This window comes from Acinetobacter halotolerans, from assembly GCF_004208515.1.
GTDB lineage: Bacteria > Pseudomonadota > Gammaproteobacteria > Pseudomonadales > Moraxellaceae > Acinetobacter > Acinetobacter halotolerans.
In genome coordinates this window covers 1-17,758 of record NZ_SGIM01000011.1, presented here as the reverse complement: position 1 = coordinate 17,758, position 17,758 = coordinate 1, and the positions used below count along the sequence as shown (strand labels likewise).

Below are 17,758 nucleotides of genomic sequence, written 5' to 3'. Positions count from 1 at the left end.
CATATCTTCACAACAACTTATAAAGGAAGATGGTTACTGATACATGCTTCCTTTATATTTCAACCATCCATCAATATGTTTTCTTCTTGGGTCGTGGTGTGTCCAATGGATTACCCCACCTTTATTGTTATATTCATACACCCCATAAAACTCAACCGTTTCACCTTTTTGTAGCCCCTCTATTCGTGGTGCCAAATCTATATTATGGGCAATCAAAACCGTCAAACCATTGTCCAACTCTAAAATCATCCTTTGATGTCTTGAGCCATCATTATCATCAGGCAAAATCGCTTTCACCGTTCCTTGTGAACGTACCTGAAGCTTACTTCGTTGCTGCTGAAAGGCTTGCATGATCTTGGCTTGGTCATCAACGGTACGCTGTTCAAGAGATGAAGACTCGCCGAGTTGTGTACCCTTTTGCTTCAGATCTAAACCGACATAAGCAAAGATCAGCAAAGCAACAATGATCAAGATGAACATATTATTTTTCTGAGTTTTCATAGCAACCTTTTTATCAAATACAAAATAGCAAAATGCCAATCAATTTGATTGGCATTTAGATCATACAATGTCTAGCACACTTAGAATAGACGATTCATCCCATTCAAGGCAGCAACACGATATGCTTCTGCCATTGTCGGATAGTTAAATGTCGTTTCTACAAAATACTTCAAGGTATTGTTTGGGCTATGCATCACCACCTGCCCAATGTGAATAATCTCAGCCGCATTATTACCAAAGCAGTGAATACCTAATACTTCCAAAGTATCACGATGGAATAAAATCTTTAATTCGCCGACCGTATCACCTGTGATTTGCGCACGTGCCAAATGACGGAAAGAAGCCTGTCCTACTTCGTATGGGATTTTTTCTTCAGTCAGCTCTTGCTCGGTTTTTCCAATCGAAGAAATCTCTGGAATGGTATAAATTCCAGTTGGCACATCTTTAATTGGTTTGACATTTTTTTCGCCAACCATATTTGCACCAGCACAACGCCCTTGGTCATAGGCAGCAGATGCTAGTGATGGCCAACCAATGACATCACCCGCAGCAAAAATATTTTCTACTTCGGTTTGATATTGATCATTAACCATCAACTGACCGCGGCTATTTGGCACTAAACCAACATTTTCCAAACCTAAACCATCGGTATTGCCTGAACGACCATTACACCATAAGATCGCATCAGCTTTGATTTTCTTACCGCTAAGTAAATGCAATACCACATGATCATCGAAAGTTTCTAAGCGATCAATTTGTTCATTATGACGAATCAAAACGCCTTGTTCACGCAAATGATAAGATAAGGCATCAGCAATCTCATCATCCAAATAACTCAATAACTTTTGCTGGGTATTGATTAGGTCGACCTTATGATCTAATCCAATGAAAATAGACGCATATTCACATCCAATAACACCCGCGCCATAAATGATAATTTTTTGAATCGTATAATCTAAATCTAAAATCTTGTCTGAATCAAATACACGTGGATGATTAAAATCTAATCCTTGGGGTTGATAAGGACGACTGCCCGTAGCAATCACGATTTGTTTGCAAATAATCGTGTCTTTAATACCATCCTGACTAAAAATCAAGACTGTGTTTTTGTCATGGATATACGCACGACCATGAAAAGTTTCGATTTTATTGCGATCATAAAAACGTGTATGCGTATCGACTTGTTGTTGAATCACTTTGTGCGCGTTACGTAACACCTGTTTCATGGTGAATTGTTTCCACTCACCTACTTTTTGAAACATTGGATCACGTTGATAACGAATAATACTTGAAACTGTTTGACGTAATGCTTTACTTGGAATCGTACCGACATGCGCACAGTTACCACCGAGTTGATCACGAACATCAACAATCGCAACACGCTTACCTGCTTTTGCCAGCTTCATTGCCGCGCCTTCACCAGCTGGGCCAGAACCGAGAATGACTGCATCATATTTTACAATATTCCCACCAACGACCTCTTTCTTACGTGGCATTCAAAGCTCCTTGACTGTTAAACGTTTACTACTATATACATGATAACCAATATGCGTTGAATTGATGTATTTCTCAACCATATATTTTATATATACACATTTTTAAAATGAATACCTATTTCGTCCTATACACTCGTAAATTTGACTATAATGTCTAGATATCTCAAGTTAAAGGTTGTAGAAAAGATATGTCTGAACACCGTAAAGCTGAACAGGGCTTAAAACTTCGTGGCGCTGAAAAAGTCGCAAGAATTCCTGTAAAAGTGATTCCTACGGTTGAAGTACCTCGTAAACCAGACTGGATTCGCGTCAAGATGGCTGCACCAGAAGAGGTTCAACGTATCAAAACAACCTTGCGCTCGCAAAAACTGCATACTGTTTGTGAAGAGGCTGCTTGCCCCAACCTACCAGAGTGTTTTGGTGGTGGTACAGCAACCTTTATGATCATGGGCGATATTTGTACACGTCGCTGTCCTTTCTGTGACGTTGCGCATGGTCGTCCAAATGCACTTGATGCGGATGAACCACGCCACATGGCTGAAACGATTTCGAATCTCGGCTTAAAATATGCCGTGATCACGTCAGTTGACCGTGATGATTTACTTGATGGCGGTGCTCAACATTTTGTTGACTGTATCAGAGAAGCTCGCGCGCTTAGTCCAAATACCTTGTTGGAAATTTTAGTTCCAGACTTCCGTGGACGCCTCGATATTGCGCTTCGCATCATGACCGAATGCCCGCCTGATGTTTTCAACCACAACATTGAAACAGTGCCACGCTTATATAAAGCCATGCGTCCAGGCTCTGACTACCAACATTCTTTAAATCTGTTAAAAATGTTTAAAGAATATTGTCCAGATATTCCAACGAAATGTGGCTTGATGGTTGGTATTGGTGAAACTGAAGAAGAAGTGATTGCCCTTTTGGATGATCTTAGAGCACATGACGTAGATTACATCACAATTGGTCAGTATTTACAGCCATCTAAACAACATGCGCCAATTGATCGTTTTGTCACACCTGAAGAATTCGAGCGTTATGCTGAGCATGGACGTAAATTAGGTTTTAGAAATATTTGGTCTGCACCAATGGTGCGTTCTAGTTATTTTGCTGATCGCCAATATCGTGGCGAACCTGTTCCTGCTGTTCGACGTAAAGCCGATCCTGCTAAAAAAATTGCAGTTCAAACAGTAGAAGCATAATCGCTCCCAAATAATAGAGAGAATCCCATGATTCTCTCTATTTTTTATATCTAAAAATCCTAACACACACAAATCACCACATCCTAAAAATTAAAATTTCTGATCAGCCGTGAAGTCCGCGTGAATAATTACAACTCAAAACCCAACTACAAAAAAATCACTTAAAAACATTGATTTACTTTCAATATCAGCACTTATATGCTGATTCTAGTTAATAATTTTTTTTAAATTAACAGCCAAAAATAAAGCGCTATATCTTTATTTAAAACAAGTCACTCAATCACAAAAGCCCCAAGTTTTATAAGTAATAAGGAATATTTCTTAAGGCTTTTTATGAACAAAAATATTAATCAGGATTTAAAAAATGAATACAAGAATACTATCATTGACCACTGCTGTCTTAGGCAGCCTATTCCTTTTGGGTTGTAATAATGACTCAAACAATAATTCCAATCCCTCTCCCACGAATACAGGCGATGTGCTGATTTTGACGGGCAATGGGATGATAAGTTCAATCAATCGTGATCAACCTGAAATGTTGGTTTCTAATTTAAAAATCACAAATCTACAATCTGGTGAACAACTGATTGGCATAGACCACCGTCCAAAAGATGGAAAATTATATGCCATCGGTACTATGGGCAATATCTATACGCTGAACCCTCAAACTGGACGTGCGACTTGGGTAAGTAAGTTAGTTGCTGATCCAGCGGACACTACAGATGGCAATGCACCATTTGACAAAATCACAGGTAATCCTGACCTGATGACTGTAAATTTTAATCCCGCAGCGGATCGCTTGCGAGTCATCGGCAATGATGGACAAAATCTGCGAATTAATGTTGATACGGGGGCGACGATCACAGATGGCAACATTAGTTTAGGTGCTGAATCAGTGGCTGTTATTGCTGCTGCATATACCAACGCAATCGCGGGAACTGGATCAACACGATTATTCAGTATTGACCAAAACACTGATCGTATCTATCTACAAAATGCAAATGCTGGCACATTGGGTAATTCAGCGATGCTTGCATCAGGTGTTGATGTTGAAGGCGGCGGTGGTTTTGATATTGACCCGATTAATAACGTTGGCTATGCCGCCCTTAAAGTAGCAGGCACATATCAACTCCACCACCTCAATGTTGCTGCCGTCGGCTCAGAAAATGCTGCCGTTGTTGAAAGCAAAAACTTGCCAAATGTATTTCAGACTTCTGGTATTCGAGGTTTAGCACTCGCAAGTGCTGCCGATAGCGGCGCACATACATATGGTTTGAGTGCCAACAACCAGTTGATTCATTTTATGGCAAATACACCAAATTCAGTTAAACAAACCAATATTACCGGTTTAAAAGTGGCAGAAAAGATTATTGGAATCGATTTTAGATTTAAAACCACAACTGACAAATCTGGCATGTTATATGGTCTCAGTGACCAATCAAATCTATATACCATCAATACTCAAACAGGTATGGCAACACTTCAATCCTCACTGAAAGCAGCGATGGGCGATGACAATCCTTTCACAACTCTACTTGGTACAAGCTTTGCTGTTGACTTTAACCCTGCTGCTGATCGTTTACGTGTCATTAGTAATACAGGACAAAGTTTACGCATCAATGTTGATACAGGTGACACCATTACTGATGGTGACTTAAACGGTATCGATGATGCGGTTGTCAGCGCAGCAGCCTATACCAACAGTTTCCAAACACCTATCACAATGATTGGCACAGAACTATTTAACTTAGATCAAGGCAACCAACTTTTAGTTAAACAAAGCCCACCAAATGATGGTGTACTCAATTCAATTGGTGCTTTAGGCATCAACTTAGGGCTAGATAATGGCTTTGACATTGCGGGTGGAGACAATGGTTTTGCTTTAGCGACCGTGTCTGGAATGACCGGACCATCCGTTTTATATCGCATCGATTTAAACAGCGATACAACGATTATGACACCAAGAGCTAGACTCGCCATTAGTGTAGACGGTACACCAAATCTGGCGGCTTCAACAATTGGTAGCAGCACTACCCCACAACTGATAGACCTCGCGATTATGTTGAAGTAAATACTATTTATTGTCTTAATAAAAAACACCGCATGTTCAAATGCGGTGTTTTTTTAACTTATAAAAATTTATGCAATATGCTTTTGCACAATGATCGAACCCACTGAATAACCAGCACCGAACGAAGAGATCACGGCATATTCACCATCATTGACCTGTTCACCGGTACGATGCATCGCAATGATTACACCAGCAGATGAGGTATTTGCAAACTCATCTAAAATAATTGGCGCACGTGCTAAATCAGCCTCTTTACCCACAACTAATTTTAAAATCAGTTCATTCATATTGGCATTGGCTTGGTGTAACCAGAAACGCTTAACCTGCTCAGCTGTCAATTCGAGTTTTTCTAATTGCGCAGTAATGATTTTTGCAACAAGTGGGCAAACTTCTTTAAATACCTTACGTCCATCTTGACGGAATAATTTATCATCCACCACCGCATCTTCACTACGGTTCAAGAAACCAAAGTTATTACGAATATTGTTTGAGAATTGCGTGAACAAATGAATATCTAAAATTTCATAACCTGATTTTGTTTCAGTTTCTTCGATAATCGATGCTGTCGCAACATCACCAAAAATAAAGTGTGCATCACGGGTACGATAGTCTAAATGACCTGATGTAATCTCAACATTGAGCAGTAAAACACGGCGGGCACCACACTTCACCGCATCATAGGCTTGCTTTAAACCAAACGTGGCGGCAGAACAAGCCACATTCATATCATACGCATAACCTTGAATGCCAAGTGCGGATTGGATCTCAATCGCCACTGCTGGATAAGCACGTTGCATATTTGAACAAGCTAAAATCACAACATCGATGTCTTCTGCGGTAACACCTGCATTTTCCATCGCTTGTTTTGCTGCAATCACACCCCACTCTGCTTGAAGTGAAAGCTCATCATTGCTACGTTCTTGTAAACGAGGACGTAAACGCTTTGGATCAAGAATACCAGACTTCTCAACCACATAACGGCGCTGAATACCTGATGCTTTTTCAATAAACTCAGGGCTTGAACCGCGTAATGGCTCTAATTCACCTGCTGCAATTTTGTCAGCATGTTCTTGATTATATTGTTCTACATAAGCATTTAAACTTTCCACCAATTCTGCATTGGAAATAGATTCGGTCGGGTGAAATAACCCTGTACCTGTTATACGAATGCCCATGTAAAACTCCTGTAAAGAATGGTTCTAGCTTTCATTATTGCTCAGTTTAACCGATTGATAATCGATCCCATAGTTTTTGTAATCTATTTGGTGAAATTGGCATCTTTGTTTTCATCGGTTGAGAAAACAAGGAAATTCGCAACTCCTCCATCATCAAATACAATTCTTTGATTTTAGGATCATTTTTAAATTTAAATAGCTTGTCCATCCAAGGATCGACTTCATCAATTGCCGCAAGGTCTCTTTGTAGATTATTGGGCAATCTATCTAAACGCAATAGCAAAGCTTTTAAATAACGCGGGTATTCCTGCCAAAGATCAGCGGGACGACTATAAACAAAGTTTGCGAGGGACATAAGATCCAGTTGATCTTCGATGTCATCTACGCTGCGAGTGAAAATGGTTTGATCGAGGGCGAGCAATTCACGGCGAACTTGCTGCCATTGCGTAAATATTTCAGTCAAATCAGTCAATGTCTGCTGACCCAAAGATAAAAAATGCTTTTTGGTATTCGCTAATAAGCTTTCAAACTCAGTAGCATCAATAGGAAGCGTTTGAATCGAAACTTGCAAAGTCGCGTAAACCAACATTTGTTCCAACTTTGCTTTATCACCTAATGGTGAATAAGCCAATGCTAATGGTTTAGAAATTTGCTTCTTCAACTGACGAATCAAATCACCAAGTTGCATGTGAACAAGGCGAATTACCCCTTCTCTATGCTGTTTAATTGCTTCTTCTTGATCGTTAAAAGTCTGAATCACAACACCTGATTCGTCTTTTACATCCAAATCAGCAAATGCTTTACTTGGTACAAGTGCTTGATATTGTTTCACCAATACACCCGTCACTTTTTGTGAAGCCTCAAAAACAAAATGCTCAGGAAAAGTTTTAAACTCACCCTCATGTTGCTTTACAGCGCGATGCGTTTCTACACGACAACGCGCTTTTAACTCATCCAAGTCACGACCTTGGGCAATTAATTTACCTTTTTCATCGAGAACTTTAATAAAAGGAATAAGGTATTGATCAATTCGTTCAAAAGAAAAATCTTTTTCAGTGATTTGCTCACCGCGTAAAGCAAATGCCAAGTAACTAAATAGATGCGATCGTAAATGAACTGCATCTATGCCTTGTATCAACTTTCTCGTGGTATCAGGAATAGGCACAAGGTTACGACGTTTATCTTTTGGCAATGCTTTTAACAGCGCCTCAATTAAATTTTGTCGCCAACCTGGAATGCCCCATGACCATTGATTTTCATCAACTTGCGCTAAAGCTTGCACAGGAATCTTCACGGTCGCACCATCTTCATCATGACTTGGGTCAAAACGATAGCTGGCCGCTAAGCGTAATTGTCCATTATGTAAATAGTCAGGAAACTGTTGTGTAGTTGGGCGATCATTCATCCACAAGGCGTCATCATCAACGAATAAATAACGTGGATGTTCAGGCTCTACCGTTGCTCGCCAATCTTCAAAACTACGACGACTGGCGATTTCGGTCGGAACTTTATTGGCATAAAACTGATAAATCGTTTCTTCATCAACCACCAAATCACGACGACGTAATTTGTCTTCAACGCGCTCAACTTCCTCAAGTTTTAATAAGTTGTGCTTTAGGAATGGCGGAGTAATCCCCAAATGCCCTGTCGTTAACGCATCTCGCAAAAAGATTTCATGTGCAGCAGCTTGGTCCACTTTTTCAAAATTGATCAGCCGCTTAGGTTCAATAATCAACCCAAATAATGAAATCTGATCATAGGCGTTGACGATACCCGCTTTTTTCGACCAGTGTGGTTCAAAATAGTGGTGTTTCAATAAATCGCCAGCAGCCAATAAAATCCATTCAGAATCAATTTTCGCCAACGTCCTCAAATAGACTTGAGACGTTTCCACCATCTCAAACGCCATCACCCAAGCGGTATTGGTCTTATGTAAAGTGCTGGCTGGAAATACCTTCGCTTTTTGTTGGCGCACCGCCATAAAGGTATTTCGTTCATCCGTTTTGTTGGCGATAAAGGAAAGTAAACCTGTTAACAAAGCACGGTGTAAATTCTCATAATTGGCTGGTTTTTCATTAAAGCTAAGTTTCAAACCTTCAGCCAATTCAACCAACTGCTGATAAGTTTGTTTCCATTCGCGTAAACGCAACCAACTTAAAAAATGGTTCCGCGCAAATTGACGACGCTTACTTTCTGATTGTGTCTCTGGGCTGGTTTGTAAGGTATCCCATAGCTTTAAATAGAATAAAAAGTCAGAATCGGTTTCTTTAAATAAGGCATGCTTTTGATCCGCCTGCATTTGTTTATCCGCAGGACGTTCACGCGGATCTTGAACAGCCAAAGCACTGACAATCACCAAAATTTCTTTCAGCACACCAAAATGCGCACCACCAATAATCATACGCGCCAAACGAGGATCAATCGGCATACGTGCCATCATTTGACCGATTTTGGTTAACCCGCCTTTCTTCTTATGGGCGGATTGAGTGTGCTCATTATAAGCGCCCAACTCAACCAACAACTTACGTCCATCATTGACTAAACGGAAATCAGGTGGCTCGATAAAATCGAAATCTTCCAAATCGCCCAATCCCAAACTTTGCATTTGTAAAATCACAGAGGCAAGATTGGTTCGCTTAATTTCTGGTTCGGTAAACTCTGGGCGGCTAAGGAAGTCATCTTCACTATAAAGGCGAATACAGACACCTGCTGCAATACGTCCACAACGCCCTTTACGTTGGTTCGCCGCAGCTTGTGAAATCGCCTCAATCGGTAAACGTTGTACCCGCGAACGATAGTTATAACGTGAAAGACGTGCAAAACCACTATCAATCACATAACGTATATTCGGTACAGTAAGTGCCGTTTCAGCAACGTTAGTGGCAATAATAATCCGTCGCCCTTTTCCACTCGGACTAAAAATCTTTTGTTGTTCTGCAATCGCTAGACGTGCATATAAAGGCAACACTTCGGTATGACGAGGGCCATGTTTTTGCAGGGTTTCCTGTAATTCCCGAATCTCTTGCTCAGTGCTGGCAAAAATTAAAATATCAGCATGTTCAGGATGACCTTTGCTATCCGCATCAGCAAAACATTCTTCTACCGCTTGTACGACCGCACGCGGTAAATTTTCCTCAAAATCATCAAACTCATCATCATCACTACCGACAATATTCAGTTCAGAAATTGGGCGATAACGAAGCTCAACAGGGAAACTCCGCCCTTCAACTTCAAATATGGGTGCATTGTAAAAATACTGACTAAAACGATTTACATCAAGCGTAGCTGAGGTCACGATCACTTTTAAATCTGGGCGTTTCGGCAAAAGTTGCTTTAAATAGCCCATGATAAAATCAATATTGAGCGAACGCTCATGTGCTTCATCTATAATAATCGTGTCATATTTCGACAAAAAACGATCATGCGTCAGTTCAGCAAGCAAAATACCATCCGTCATTAAACGAACGATAGAGTCTTGTGACCCTTGCTCATTAAAACGGATTTTAAAGCCGATGGATTCGCCTAACTTTTCGCCCACTTCTTCTGCGATACGCTGCGATACACTGCGTGCCGCCAACCTACGCGGTTGAGTATGCCCGATCATGCCTGTCAAACCACGACCAGCCAGCATTGCGATCTGAGGAAGCTGTGTGGTTTTTCCTGAGCCAGTTTCCCCAGCCACAATGATTACTTGATGTTTTTGAATTGCTTCAATCAAACGATCAGCGTACTGGGTAACAGGTAGGTCTTGATTGAGTTTGATCTTTGGGAGACGCGCTAAACGTTGTTTAACTTTTTGATTTGATTGTGCAAATAGCTTTTCAATTTCTGCTGTTTCGGTATTTTTATCTTTGCGCAGTCGATTTAAACGGTGACGGTCACGTGCCATAACCCATTGATCTACATTTAAATGACTCTGCACTGAACAGCTTTCCTGAAAATAAAATAATCGGCTATTTTACGCTTTAAAGTGTTGCTATGCAAAGCAACTGCACCAATCCTGTTGGGAAATTGATGCAGATTGATCAATATCTTCAGGATTTAGATGACGAATCAAAACGTTGAAAAAAACGTTTTACGTATTTTTTAAAGGGCCAAGTAAACTGCTTCACAAAACTATTTGGAATTTTATAGCCTACCGTGCCATACACACTTGCCAAATGATTTGGCATATATACACTTTTAAAAATGACATCATACGCAGGGATAAATGCTGCATAATTTTTATCAATTGCAGGCTTTTCAGAAGAATGGTGCCAGTGATGAAACTCTGGTGTCGCAATAACCCAACGTAAATAAGGAAATCGAAAACGCACGTTGGAATGAATAAATATGGCGTGAAAAGAAATAAAGATCAGGTATGCAAACACCGCTGAAGTATGAAAACCCAAAAGAAAAATAGGTAAAGTTGCTAAAAAACGTGTCATTAACACTTCAACAGCATGCAAACGCGAAGATGCCAGCCAATCCATATATTCAGTAGAATGATGAATAGCATGAAAACGCCAAAGGAAATTCACTTCATGCATCGCTCGGTGCAGCCAATACACTACAAAATCCACAACAATAAGCAACTCGATGAACTGTAACCAAATCGGTTGTGCCTGCACATAAGGCACAATTGGATTATTTGGTAAATGAGTGATCCAATATTGGATTGGCATGACCGTTAAAAAAGTGAACAACTGAATACCGATGTGACTAAACATGAAGTATTTCATATCTGTCACCCAACCCACTCTTAGAATTTTTTGATCAGGATTCTTGGCGAAAAAGCCCTCAAGCGGAATAAATATAACAGCCAAGATTACAAGCGTCAGGACGAAATAATCAATTCCAGCATAAAAAGGAAGACTTGGAAGCATCGGCGCTTTGATTAAGCCACAGCCAAGGACAGCGGCAACTAAAGCAAAACATAATCCGTAAAAACCATATCGATTTTGACGAATGATTGAGCTAAATGCGCCAAAACCGACACTCAGAACAATAGCCAATATTAAACTAAAGTAAAAGACTTCATAATATTGCGCATAAAATGGTCGGAGTTCGGGTGTTGTAAATACAGTAGGAAATAAAAAACACAAAGCGCCGAATGCACTGAGCAAACCCAATGACATTGAAATAAAAGCGCTAATTTTCCCCAAACCCATATTTAGTTCTAAGTTTTCGAATCTTGTTCTTAAGTGATCAGTCATTGTTGGTGTTAATTCGCTATCTCGAGCAAAAAAGCTCACAAATTAAATTATAGTTCAGAAATCAAACATTTTTTATAAATTTTTCAATCCTACCCTTGAATTTTGATGATATAGACTGCATGTTGTCTAACGCATTAATTTTAAAATGTCCTGTCATCTTGACGTCATGAACTTGAAGTCAAATCAGGATAGATTGGGTGAAAATATAGATTTAAATCGATCAATTCATTTTTCCGATTCTAGTCATGTAAAAATACTATTTCCCCAATAATGAAAAATTATCTATTCTATATCTCGTAAACACGTTCCTAGTTTAAAGATATACCGCAATCATGGAGACAATGATGAGCTTAATTAATACTGAAGTTAAACCATTTAAAGCAACTGCATACCATCATGGTCAATTCGTTGAAGTTACTGAAGCAGATCTTAAAGGTAAATGGTCTGTTGTATTCTTCTACCCAGCTGACTTTACTTTTGTTTGTCCAACTGAATTAGAAGATTTGGCTGACAACTATGCTGAATTCCAAAAATTGAATGTTGAGATCTACGGTGTTTCTACTGACACTCACTTCACGCACAAAGCTTGGCATGACACTTCAGAAGCGATCAAGAAAATCCAATATCCATTAATTGGCGATCCAACTTGGACATTGTCTAAAAACTTCGATGTTTTAATTGAGTCTGCTGGTCTTGCTGATCGTGGTACTTTCGTTATCGATCCAGAAGGTAAAATCCAAATCGTTGAGATCAACGCTGGTGGTATCGGTCGTGACGCTCAAGAATTACTTCGTAAAGTAAAAGCTGCACAATACGTTCACGCTCATCCAGGTGAAGTATGCCCAGCGAAATGGAAAGAAGGCGAAGCAACACTTGCTCCATCTATCGACTTAGTTGGTAAAATCTAATTCATTAGATTCAACCTATAAGTCTGAAACCACCCTTCTGGGTGGTTTCTTTTTATCAAAAAAAACTATAAATATCTGCTCATTTACACTTCGATTTAATCGCATTTTTTTTACAATTCTTATACTTATAACTTCATAGCAAAGTTCATTTATCAATTGTCAGCTTCTGAGACTTGGGGTACTGTCAAATGATGGAATAAAGCGTTTTTTATATGAACATGGGTCTACTGTAGATATGGGGGCAAATGTATGGAAAAAACTGTTATTGTAACCTCTTGGAAATATGACGTTTCTTCACGTTATTTAAAAATATTTTATAACAATGGTTCAGGTGAACTTTACCATCCTGTCCCAAAATTTATTTACGATAATTTACTCCGCTCTACTGACAAAGCTGCATTTGTACACAAATATCTTGAATTTGACCTACATTTTAAACGACTCTCTATTTCAGCTTCCTCATAAAAAAATCAGCCCGATTTGGGCTGATTTCTGTTGCTAACATGAGGAGATCTATAGTCCCTAATCACGCAACATCCGTTTGCTCTGCATATTTCTCAAACATTTTTTCTTTGGCACTCGGATGCATGTTGATTTTAGCTAAATCACCGTTGTAGTGCTGCACGACTCGATCATCCATAATTTTTGACCACCATGCAGGAACAAATGCAGGGAGAATCATTGCACCATAGCCTGCGGGTAATTGAGGTGCATCGTCAAAATGACGTAAGGTTTGAAAACTTCTCGCTGGGTTGGCGTGATGATCCGAATGTCGTTGTAATTGGTACAAAAACAAATTGGTCACCACATTATTATTGTTCCAACTATGCTCAGGCAATGTTCGCTCATATTTTCCATTGGCTTGCTTTTCACGTTTCAAACCATAATGTTCGATGTAATTTACTGATTCAAACAGCGTTACTGCATACGCCGCCTGAGTCACTTGAAACGGTATTGAACGTGCACCAAATTTGCTAAACATCACTGCATGATAAATGGCTGACATTGCCCAACCATGTAAAAGCTCATTTTCTTTACATAGAAATGGTAATTTTTTACGAGCTAAACGGCTCTTTTCGATTTCAATCGCAGACTTAAAACTACCAATGACAGTTCGAGGCAAGAACTTCCAAAAAGTTTCGCCAAATTGTGATGAAGCGGGATCTTCTGGTGTAGCAACACGACGATGGTGACCATAAGGATGTTCTATCCGAAAATGATTATACCCTGATGGTGCCAATGCCAAATGCGATAAATAATGTTCTAGCTTGCCACTTTTATGACTCAGCTCATGTGCAGTATTAATCGCGACACCATTCACCATGCCGATTAATGTTCCCAATAAAACTTGATCAGCGACAGACGTATTATTTCGACTTGCGAGATATGTGCCGTAGATATTTACAGCATATTGCAAGGGAATATACAGTTTAACAATACGTGCATAATATGGATCAGCTTCCAGATCTGCGATTGCATCAATCGGTGGATTTTCAGTGTCTTCACCAATCAGTTTATCCAAACTTGGAATGACACCATGCAAAAACAAAGGACCAAATGAAGCAAAAAACTTTTTCGTTTTTTTAGGACCAAATTGATAACCAGCTAAGCCACTCATGGCAATTGCAGGTACAGCCAAACCTAATAACCACCAATGACGTTTTTTATCTTTGAACCGTGTTGTTGCGTGCGCTACATCTAGTTGAGTATGCATATTCATTAGAAACTCCTCAATCAATTACTCTTCTTGCTTCCATCAATTGTGTTCTTTTAAAGTGAGTCTTTATTATCATTTTAAGACTTGGTATTATCATTTTAAGACTACATGGACTGTTAATTGTGCAAAACCAACAAATTCCAGTTATTCCTTCGCGTTACTATATACGATTGATTGATATTTTAATCCAAACAAATCAATATGATAACAACTCATTAACATTACTACGTGATCAACTTTCTACGACTGAACTCCTTACGATTCAACAGATTGAACAATTTATTGAAATGGGTTTGAACCTCCCCAATACCGCAGATCTTGCATTCCAATTAGGCAAAAATATCAAGCTAAGCTCACATAGTCTGGTCGGTTACGCCCTGATGACCAGCCCTGATCTTGAACATGCTTTACGTCTGATCGCTCAATACTTCCGGCTGATTATGCCAAGTTTTAAGCTTACGATTCAGTTTCAACATGATCAGCAAAAAGTTGAGTTATTATTTGAACCGATATTACAAATGAATAAACAGTGTCTCGCCTTTCACATTGAAGCGATTGCAGTGGCTTTTTATTACAGTTTATTAGAATTAGCTGGAAATCAGTTACAGCGATATCAGGTTTATCTCAGTGTACCCGAACCAAAATATAAAGAACAGTATATCCATTTAATCAAAGCTAATTTTCATTTTAATGATCATTGGATTACAGGCGTTCGTGTGATGATGGATCAACAGCAGCTCTCACTTCCCTTGCCTTTAGCCGATGCCTATAGTTTAAAAGTGGTCGAACAGCGTTGTCAGGAGCAAATTCAAAGAATTTATCATCAGGGAGAAATTGTCGAATGGGTTAGTATGATGCTTCGTCAAGCGAATCAAATACCCACATTAAATGAATGTGCCAAAGTCTTAAATATTTCGACCAAAACATTGCAACGTTATTTGCAAAAGTACGGTGTCGAATTCCACCAACTAAAGCAAAAGATCAGTACCGAACGTGCCATTGATCTATTAGAAAATTCCAAGTTTACCATTACCCATATTGCCTATGAATTAGGGTACTCAAACCCAGCCAACTTCACCCGCGCTTTTAATAAAATACAAGGGTGTAGTCCACAGGCTTATCGTTTAGAGTATCAAAGTAGAAGTCAGTTATTTGACAACCACCATACATAAACCAGCTCCCACCGGTAAAATACTACTCATATAGTGTTCATCTTGTTTAATCAATTCTAACATTGGCTTAACTTCGGCTGGATGCGAAATGACATTATCAATAATCAAGGTGCTGCCAGAGGATTGTAATAATCGTTTTAAGTCTTCCCAATAACTCACATAACTGCCACGTTCTGCATCTAACAAGATGAGATCAAAGGGTTCCATTGCTTGTTTCAAATAGTCAGCGGCATCGCCCACCCAAAAATCAATAAACCCTTCTAACTCAAAATCTTCTGCATATTTTTTAGCTTGCGCACTCCGAAATGCATTGATTTCTAAAGTGAGCACTCTCCCTTGAACAGTTTTGGCTGCTTCTGCCAACCATAAGGTGGAATATCCTGTGGAAGTTCCAATTTCAAGAATGCGTTTTGATTGCTGAGTACGTACCAGCATTGCCAGTAATTTAGCTGATTCTGCTTCAATATTGCGATAACGCCTTAGGCGATCAGACTGTCGAGCATCATGTTGTTTAAATTCATCATATAAATCAGCAATACGTTGCAAAAAAACAGTGTTGGTCATATCTGACTCTCCATGATGCTCAAACTATAAAATATCGAGTTTAGGTCGCTTGCACCAACTTAAATCGTGGAATAATTTGTCCATCATCAAGTTGCACAGTTTCAGTAAACATGGCGAATGGACGTACCCACATCGAGTAATCACCATATAAACATTGATAAACCACCAGTTCTTCTTCTGTTTCACTATGTCGAGCCACATTAAACACCTGATAAAGCTGCCCTTTATAATGTTGATAGATACCACGTTGTAACGCCATTTCGCTTACCTTTTTAGTTATGCCATGAAATGATTGCATTTATATAACAAGATCAATCCTAATCAAACTTTTAAAGATATCAATGATCAAAAAATGCGATAACGGCAGCATTAATCCCAAAAACCGATCAAACCCATAAAAACATACTGTTTTACCTATTTAGTGCTTTTGCGTACTATAGCCGCATTGAATGAATTTAGCCGACTTGAATTGTTGAGAATTTGGAGACATCGATGTTAGATCAAAATATTAAAACGCAATTAAAAGCTTACCTAGAACGTTTAGAAAGTCCGATCGAGTTGGTTGCTGCTTTAGATGATTCCGACAAAGCCGCAAAAATCAAAGAACTTGTCACCGAAATTGCGGAATTGTCTGATCAGGTGACCGCACGTTTTGATGGTTCAAACGCTCGCCGTCCAAGTTTTGGGGTAGCTAAAGCAGGTGAACAGCCACGTGTATTCTTTGCTGGCTTGCCGATGGGACATGAGTTCACTTCTTTGATCTTGGCATTATTACAAGTGTCTGGTTATGCCCCTAAGGTCTCTGATGAAGTGTTGAATCAGATTAAAGGCTTAAATCTTGCGGCAAACTTTGATGTATTTATTTCATTGAGCTGTCATAACTGTCCAGATGTGGTTCAGGCATTGAACTTGATCGCGATCAACAACCCAAATACCACCACCACCATGATTGATGGTGCCTTCTTCCAAGACGAAGTGGAACAACGCAAAATCTTGGCTGTACCGATGGTATTCCAAGATGATCAACACATTGGTCAAGGTCGCATGACTTTGGAAGAAATCATTGCCAAGTTAGATACCAACTCAGCAGAGAAAGATGCGGCAGCGATCAATGCCAAAGATGCCTTTGATGTCTTGGTGATTGGTGGTGGTCCAGCTGGGGCAACTGCAGCGATCTATGCGGCTCGTAAAGGGATCAATACCGGTATCGTGGCGGAACGCTTTGGTGGTCAAGTGATGGATACCATGGATATCGAGAACTTTACCTCTGTACAAAAAACCGTCGGCCCTAAGTTTGCTGCCGAGATGGAAGCGCATGTGCGTGAATATGATGTCGATATCATGAATCTACAACGTGTCAGCAAAATCATCGGTGCAGATCAAACAGCAACTGGCTTGGTTGAAGTTCAACTTGAAAATGGTGCAAAGCTCGAATCAAAAACCATTATTCTTTCTACAGGTGCGCGTTGGAGAGAAATGAATGTACCGGGTGAAGCAGAATACCGCACTCGTGGTGTAGCGTATTGCCCACACTGTGATGGTCCACTGTTCAAAGGTAAACGTGTTGCAGTGATTGGTGGCGGTAACTCTGGTGTGGAAGCTGCAATTGACCTTGCGGGTATTGTTGAGCATGTCACTTTGGTGGAATTTGATACCAAACTTCGTGCCGACCAAGTGTTACAGAACAAATTAAATAGTTTGCCAAATACCACCGTGATTCTGAATGCATTAAGTACTGAAGTATTGGGTGATGGTTC

The 17,758-nt window shown here is 39.7% G+C and carries 14 protein-coding genes; 6 read left to right on the top strand and 8 right to left on the bottom strand.

Translation table 11 applies throughout. The annotated features are described in order from the left end of the window. Positions 1 to 33: 33 nt before the first annotated feature. Together EXE30_RS12545 and sthA are read right to left on the bottom strand one after the other, a co-directional pair. The gene (locus tag EXE30_RS12545; RefSeq protein ID WP_130162685.1) at positions 34 to 501 is read right to left on the bottom strand and encodes a DUF3465 domain-containing protein; all 468 of its coding nucleotides are present in this window, start codon (positions 499 to 501) and stop codon (positions 34 to 36) included. A gap of 80 nt (positions 502 to 581) precedes the next feature. Further along, positions 582 to 1,997 carry a Si-specific NAD(P)(+) transhydrogenase gene (sthA, locus tag EXE30_RS12540; protein ID WP_130162684.1) on the bottom strand — a complete coding sequence of 472 codons (1,416 nt, stop codon included), beginning with the start codon at positions 1,995 to 1,997 and terminating at the stop codon, positions 582 to 584. A gap of 188 nt (positions 1,998 to 2,185) precedes the next feature. Between sthA and lipA the strand changes: the two genes are divergently transcribed. Further along, the gene (lipA, locus tag EXE30_RS12535; protein ID WP_004670670.1) at positions 2,186 to 3,199 is read left to right on the top strand and encodes a lipoyl synthase; all 1,014 of its coding nucleotides are present in this window, start codon (positions 2,186 to 2,188) and stop codon (positions 3,197 to 3,199) included. A 364-nt stretch (positions 3,200 to 3,563) separates the two neighbouring features. After that, the gene (locus tag EXE30_RS12530; protein ID WP_130162683.1) at positions 3,564 to 5,270 is read left to right on the top strand and encodes a DUF4394 domain-containing protein; all 1,707 of its coding nucleotides are present in this window, start codon (positions 3,564 to 3,566) and stop codon (positions 5,268 to 5,270) included. A gap of 68 nt (positions 5,271 to 5,338) precedes the next feature. Here the strand turns inward: EXE30_RS12530 and EXE30_RS12525 are convergent, their stop codons facing one another. The 3 genes from EXE30_RS12525 to EXE30_RS12515 all read right to left on the bottom strand — a co-directional run bounded on the left by EXE30_RS12525 (position 5,339) and on the right by EXE30_RS12515 (position 11,640). Then, positions 5,339 to 6,445: a beta-ketoacyl-ACP synthase III gene (locus EXE30_RS12525; protein ID WP_121929147.1), complete on the bottom strand. Its 1,107-nt coding sequence runs from the start codon at positions 6,443 to 6,445 to the stop codon at positions 5,339 to 5,341. A 46-nt stretch (positions 6,446 to 6,491) separates the two neighbouring features. After that, positions 6,492 to 10,367: an ATP-dependent RNA helicase HrpA gene (hrpA, locus tag EXE30_RS12520; RefSeq protein WP_130162682.1), complete on the bottom strand. Its 3,876-nt coding sequence runs from the start codon at positions 10,365 to 10,367 to the stop codon at positions 6,492 to 6,494. A 112-nt stretch (positions 10,368 to 10,479) separates the two neighbouring features. Continuing rightward, complete coding sequence (locus tag EXE30_RS12515; RefSeq protein ID WP_130162782.1) at positions 10,480 to 11,640, bottom strand: sterol desaturase family protein; 1,161 nt, start codon at positions 11,638 to 11,640, stop codon at positions 10,480 to 10,482. 344 nt (positions 11,641 to 11,984) lie between these two features. Here EXE30_RS12515 and ahpC point away from each other — a divergent pair, with 344 nt between their 5' ends. Beyond that, the gene (ahpC, locus tag EXE30_RS12510) at positions 11,985 to 12,548 is read left to right on the top strand and encodes an alkyl hydroperoxide reductase subunit C (protein ID WP_130162681.1); all 564 of its coding nucleotides are present in this window, start codon (positions 11,985 to 11,987) and stop codon (positions 12,546 to 12,548) included. A gap of 249 nt (positions 12,549 to 12,797) precedes the next feature. Continuing rightward, positions 12,798 to 13,013, top strand: a complete 216-nt coding sequence (locus EXE30_RS12505) for a KTSC domain-containing protein (protein ID WP_004670664.1) — start codon at positions 12,798 to 12,800, stop codon at positions 13,011 to 13,013. Positions 13,014 to 13,074: 61 nt separating this feature from the next. On the opposite strand, the gene EXE30_RS12500 is transcribed toward EXE30_RS12505, so the two are convergent. Further along, complete coding sequence (locus tag EXE30_RS12500; RefSeq protein ID WP_130162680.1) at positions 13,075 to 14,268, bottom strand: alkane 1-monooxygenase; 1,194 nt, start codon at positions 14,266 to 14,268, stop codon at positions 13,075 to 13,077. 119 nt (positions 14,269 to 14,387) lie between these two features. Between EXE30_RS12500 and EXE30_RS12495 the strand changes: the two genes are divergently transcribed. Continuing rightward, positions 14,388 to 15,437 carry a helix-turn-helix domain-containing protein gene (locus tag EXE30_RS12495; RefSeq protein ID WP_130162679.1) on the top strand — a complete coding sequence of 350 codons (1,050 nt, stop codon included), beginning with the start codon at positions 14,388 to 14,390 and terminating at the stop codon, positions 15,435 to 15,437. Here the strand turns inward: EXE30_RS12495 and EXE30_RS12490 are convergent. Next, positions 15,414 to 16,001, bottom strand: coding sequence for an O-methyltransferase (locus tag EXE30_RS12490; RefSeq protein WP_130162678.1), 588 nt, complete (start codon positions 15,999 to 16,001; stop codon positions 15,414 to 15,416). The two genes, EXE30_RS12495 and EXE30_RS12490, sit on opposite strands and share 24 nt — an antisense overlap. A 40-nt stretch (positions 16,002 to 16,041) precedes the next feature. Beyond that, positions 16,042 to 16,260, bottom strand: a complete 219-nt coding sequence (locus EXE30_RS12485) for a DUF1653 domain-containing protein (protein WP_130162677.1) — start codon at positions 16,258 to 16,260, stop codon at positions 16,042 to 16,044. A 233-nt stretch (positions 16,261 to 16,493) separates the two neighbouring features. Here EXE30_RS12485 and ahpF point away from each other — a divergent pair. Next, on the top strand, positions 16,494 to 17,758 hold a 1,265-nt coding region (gene ahpF / locus EXE30_RS12480), incomplete at its 3' end, for an alkyl hydroperoxide reductase subunit F (RefSeq protein WP_130162676.1).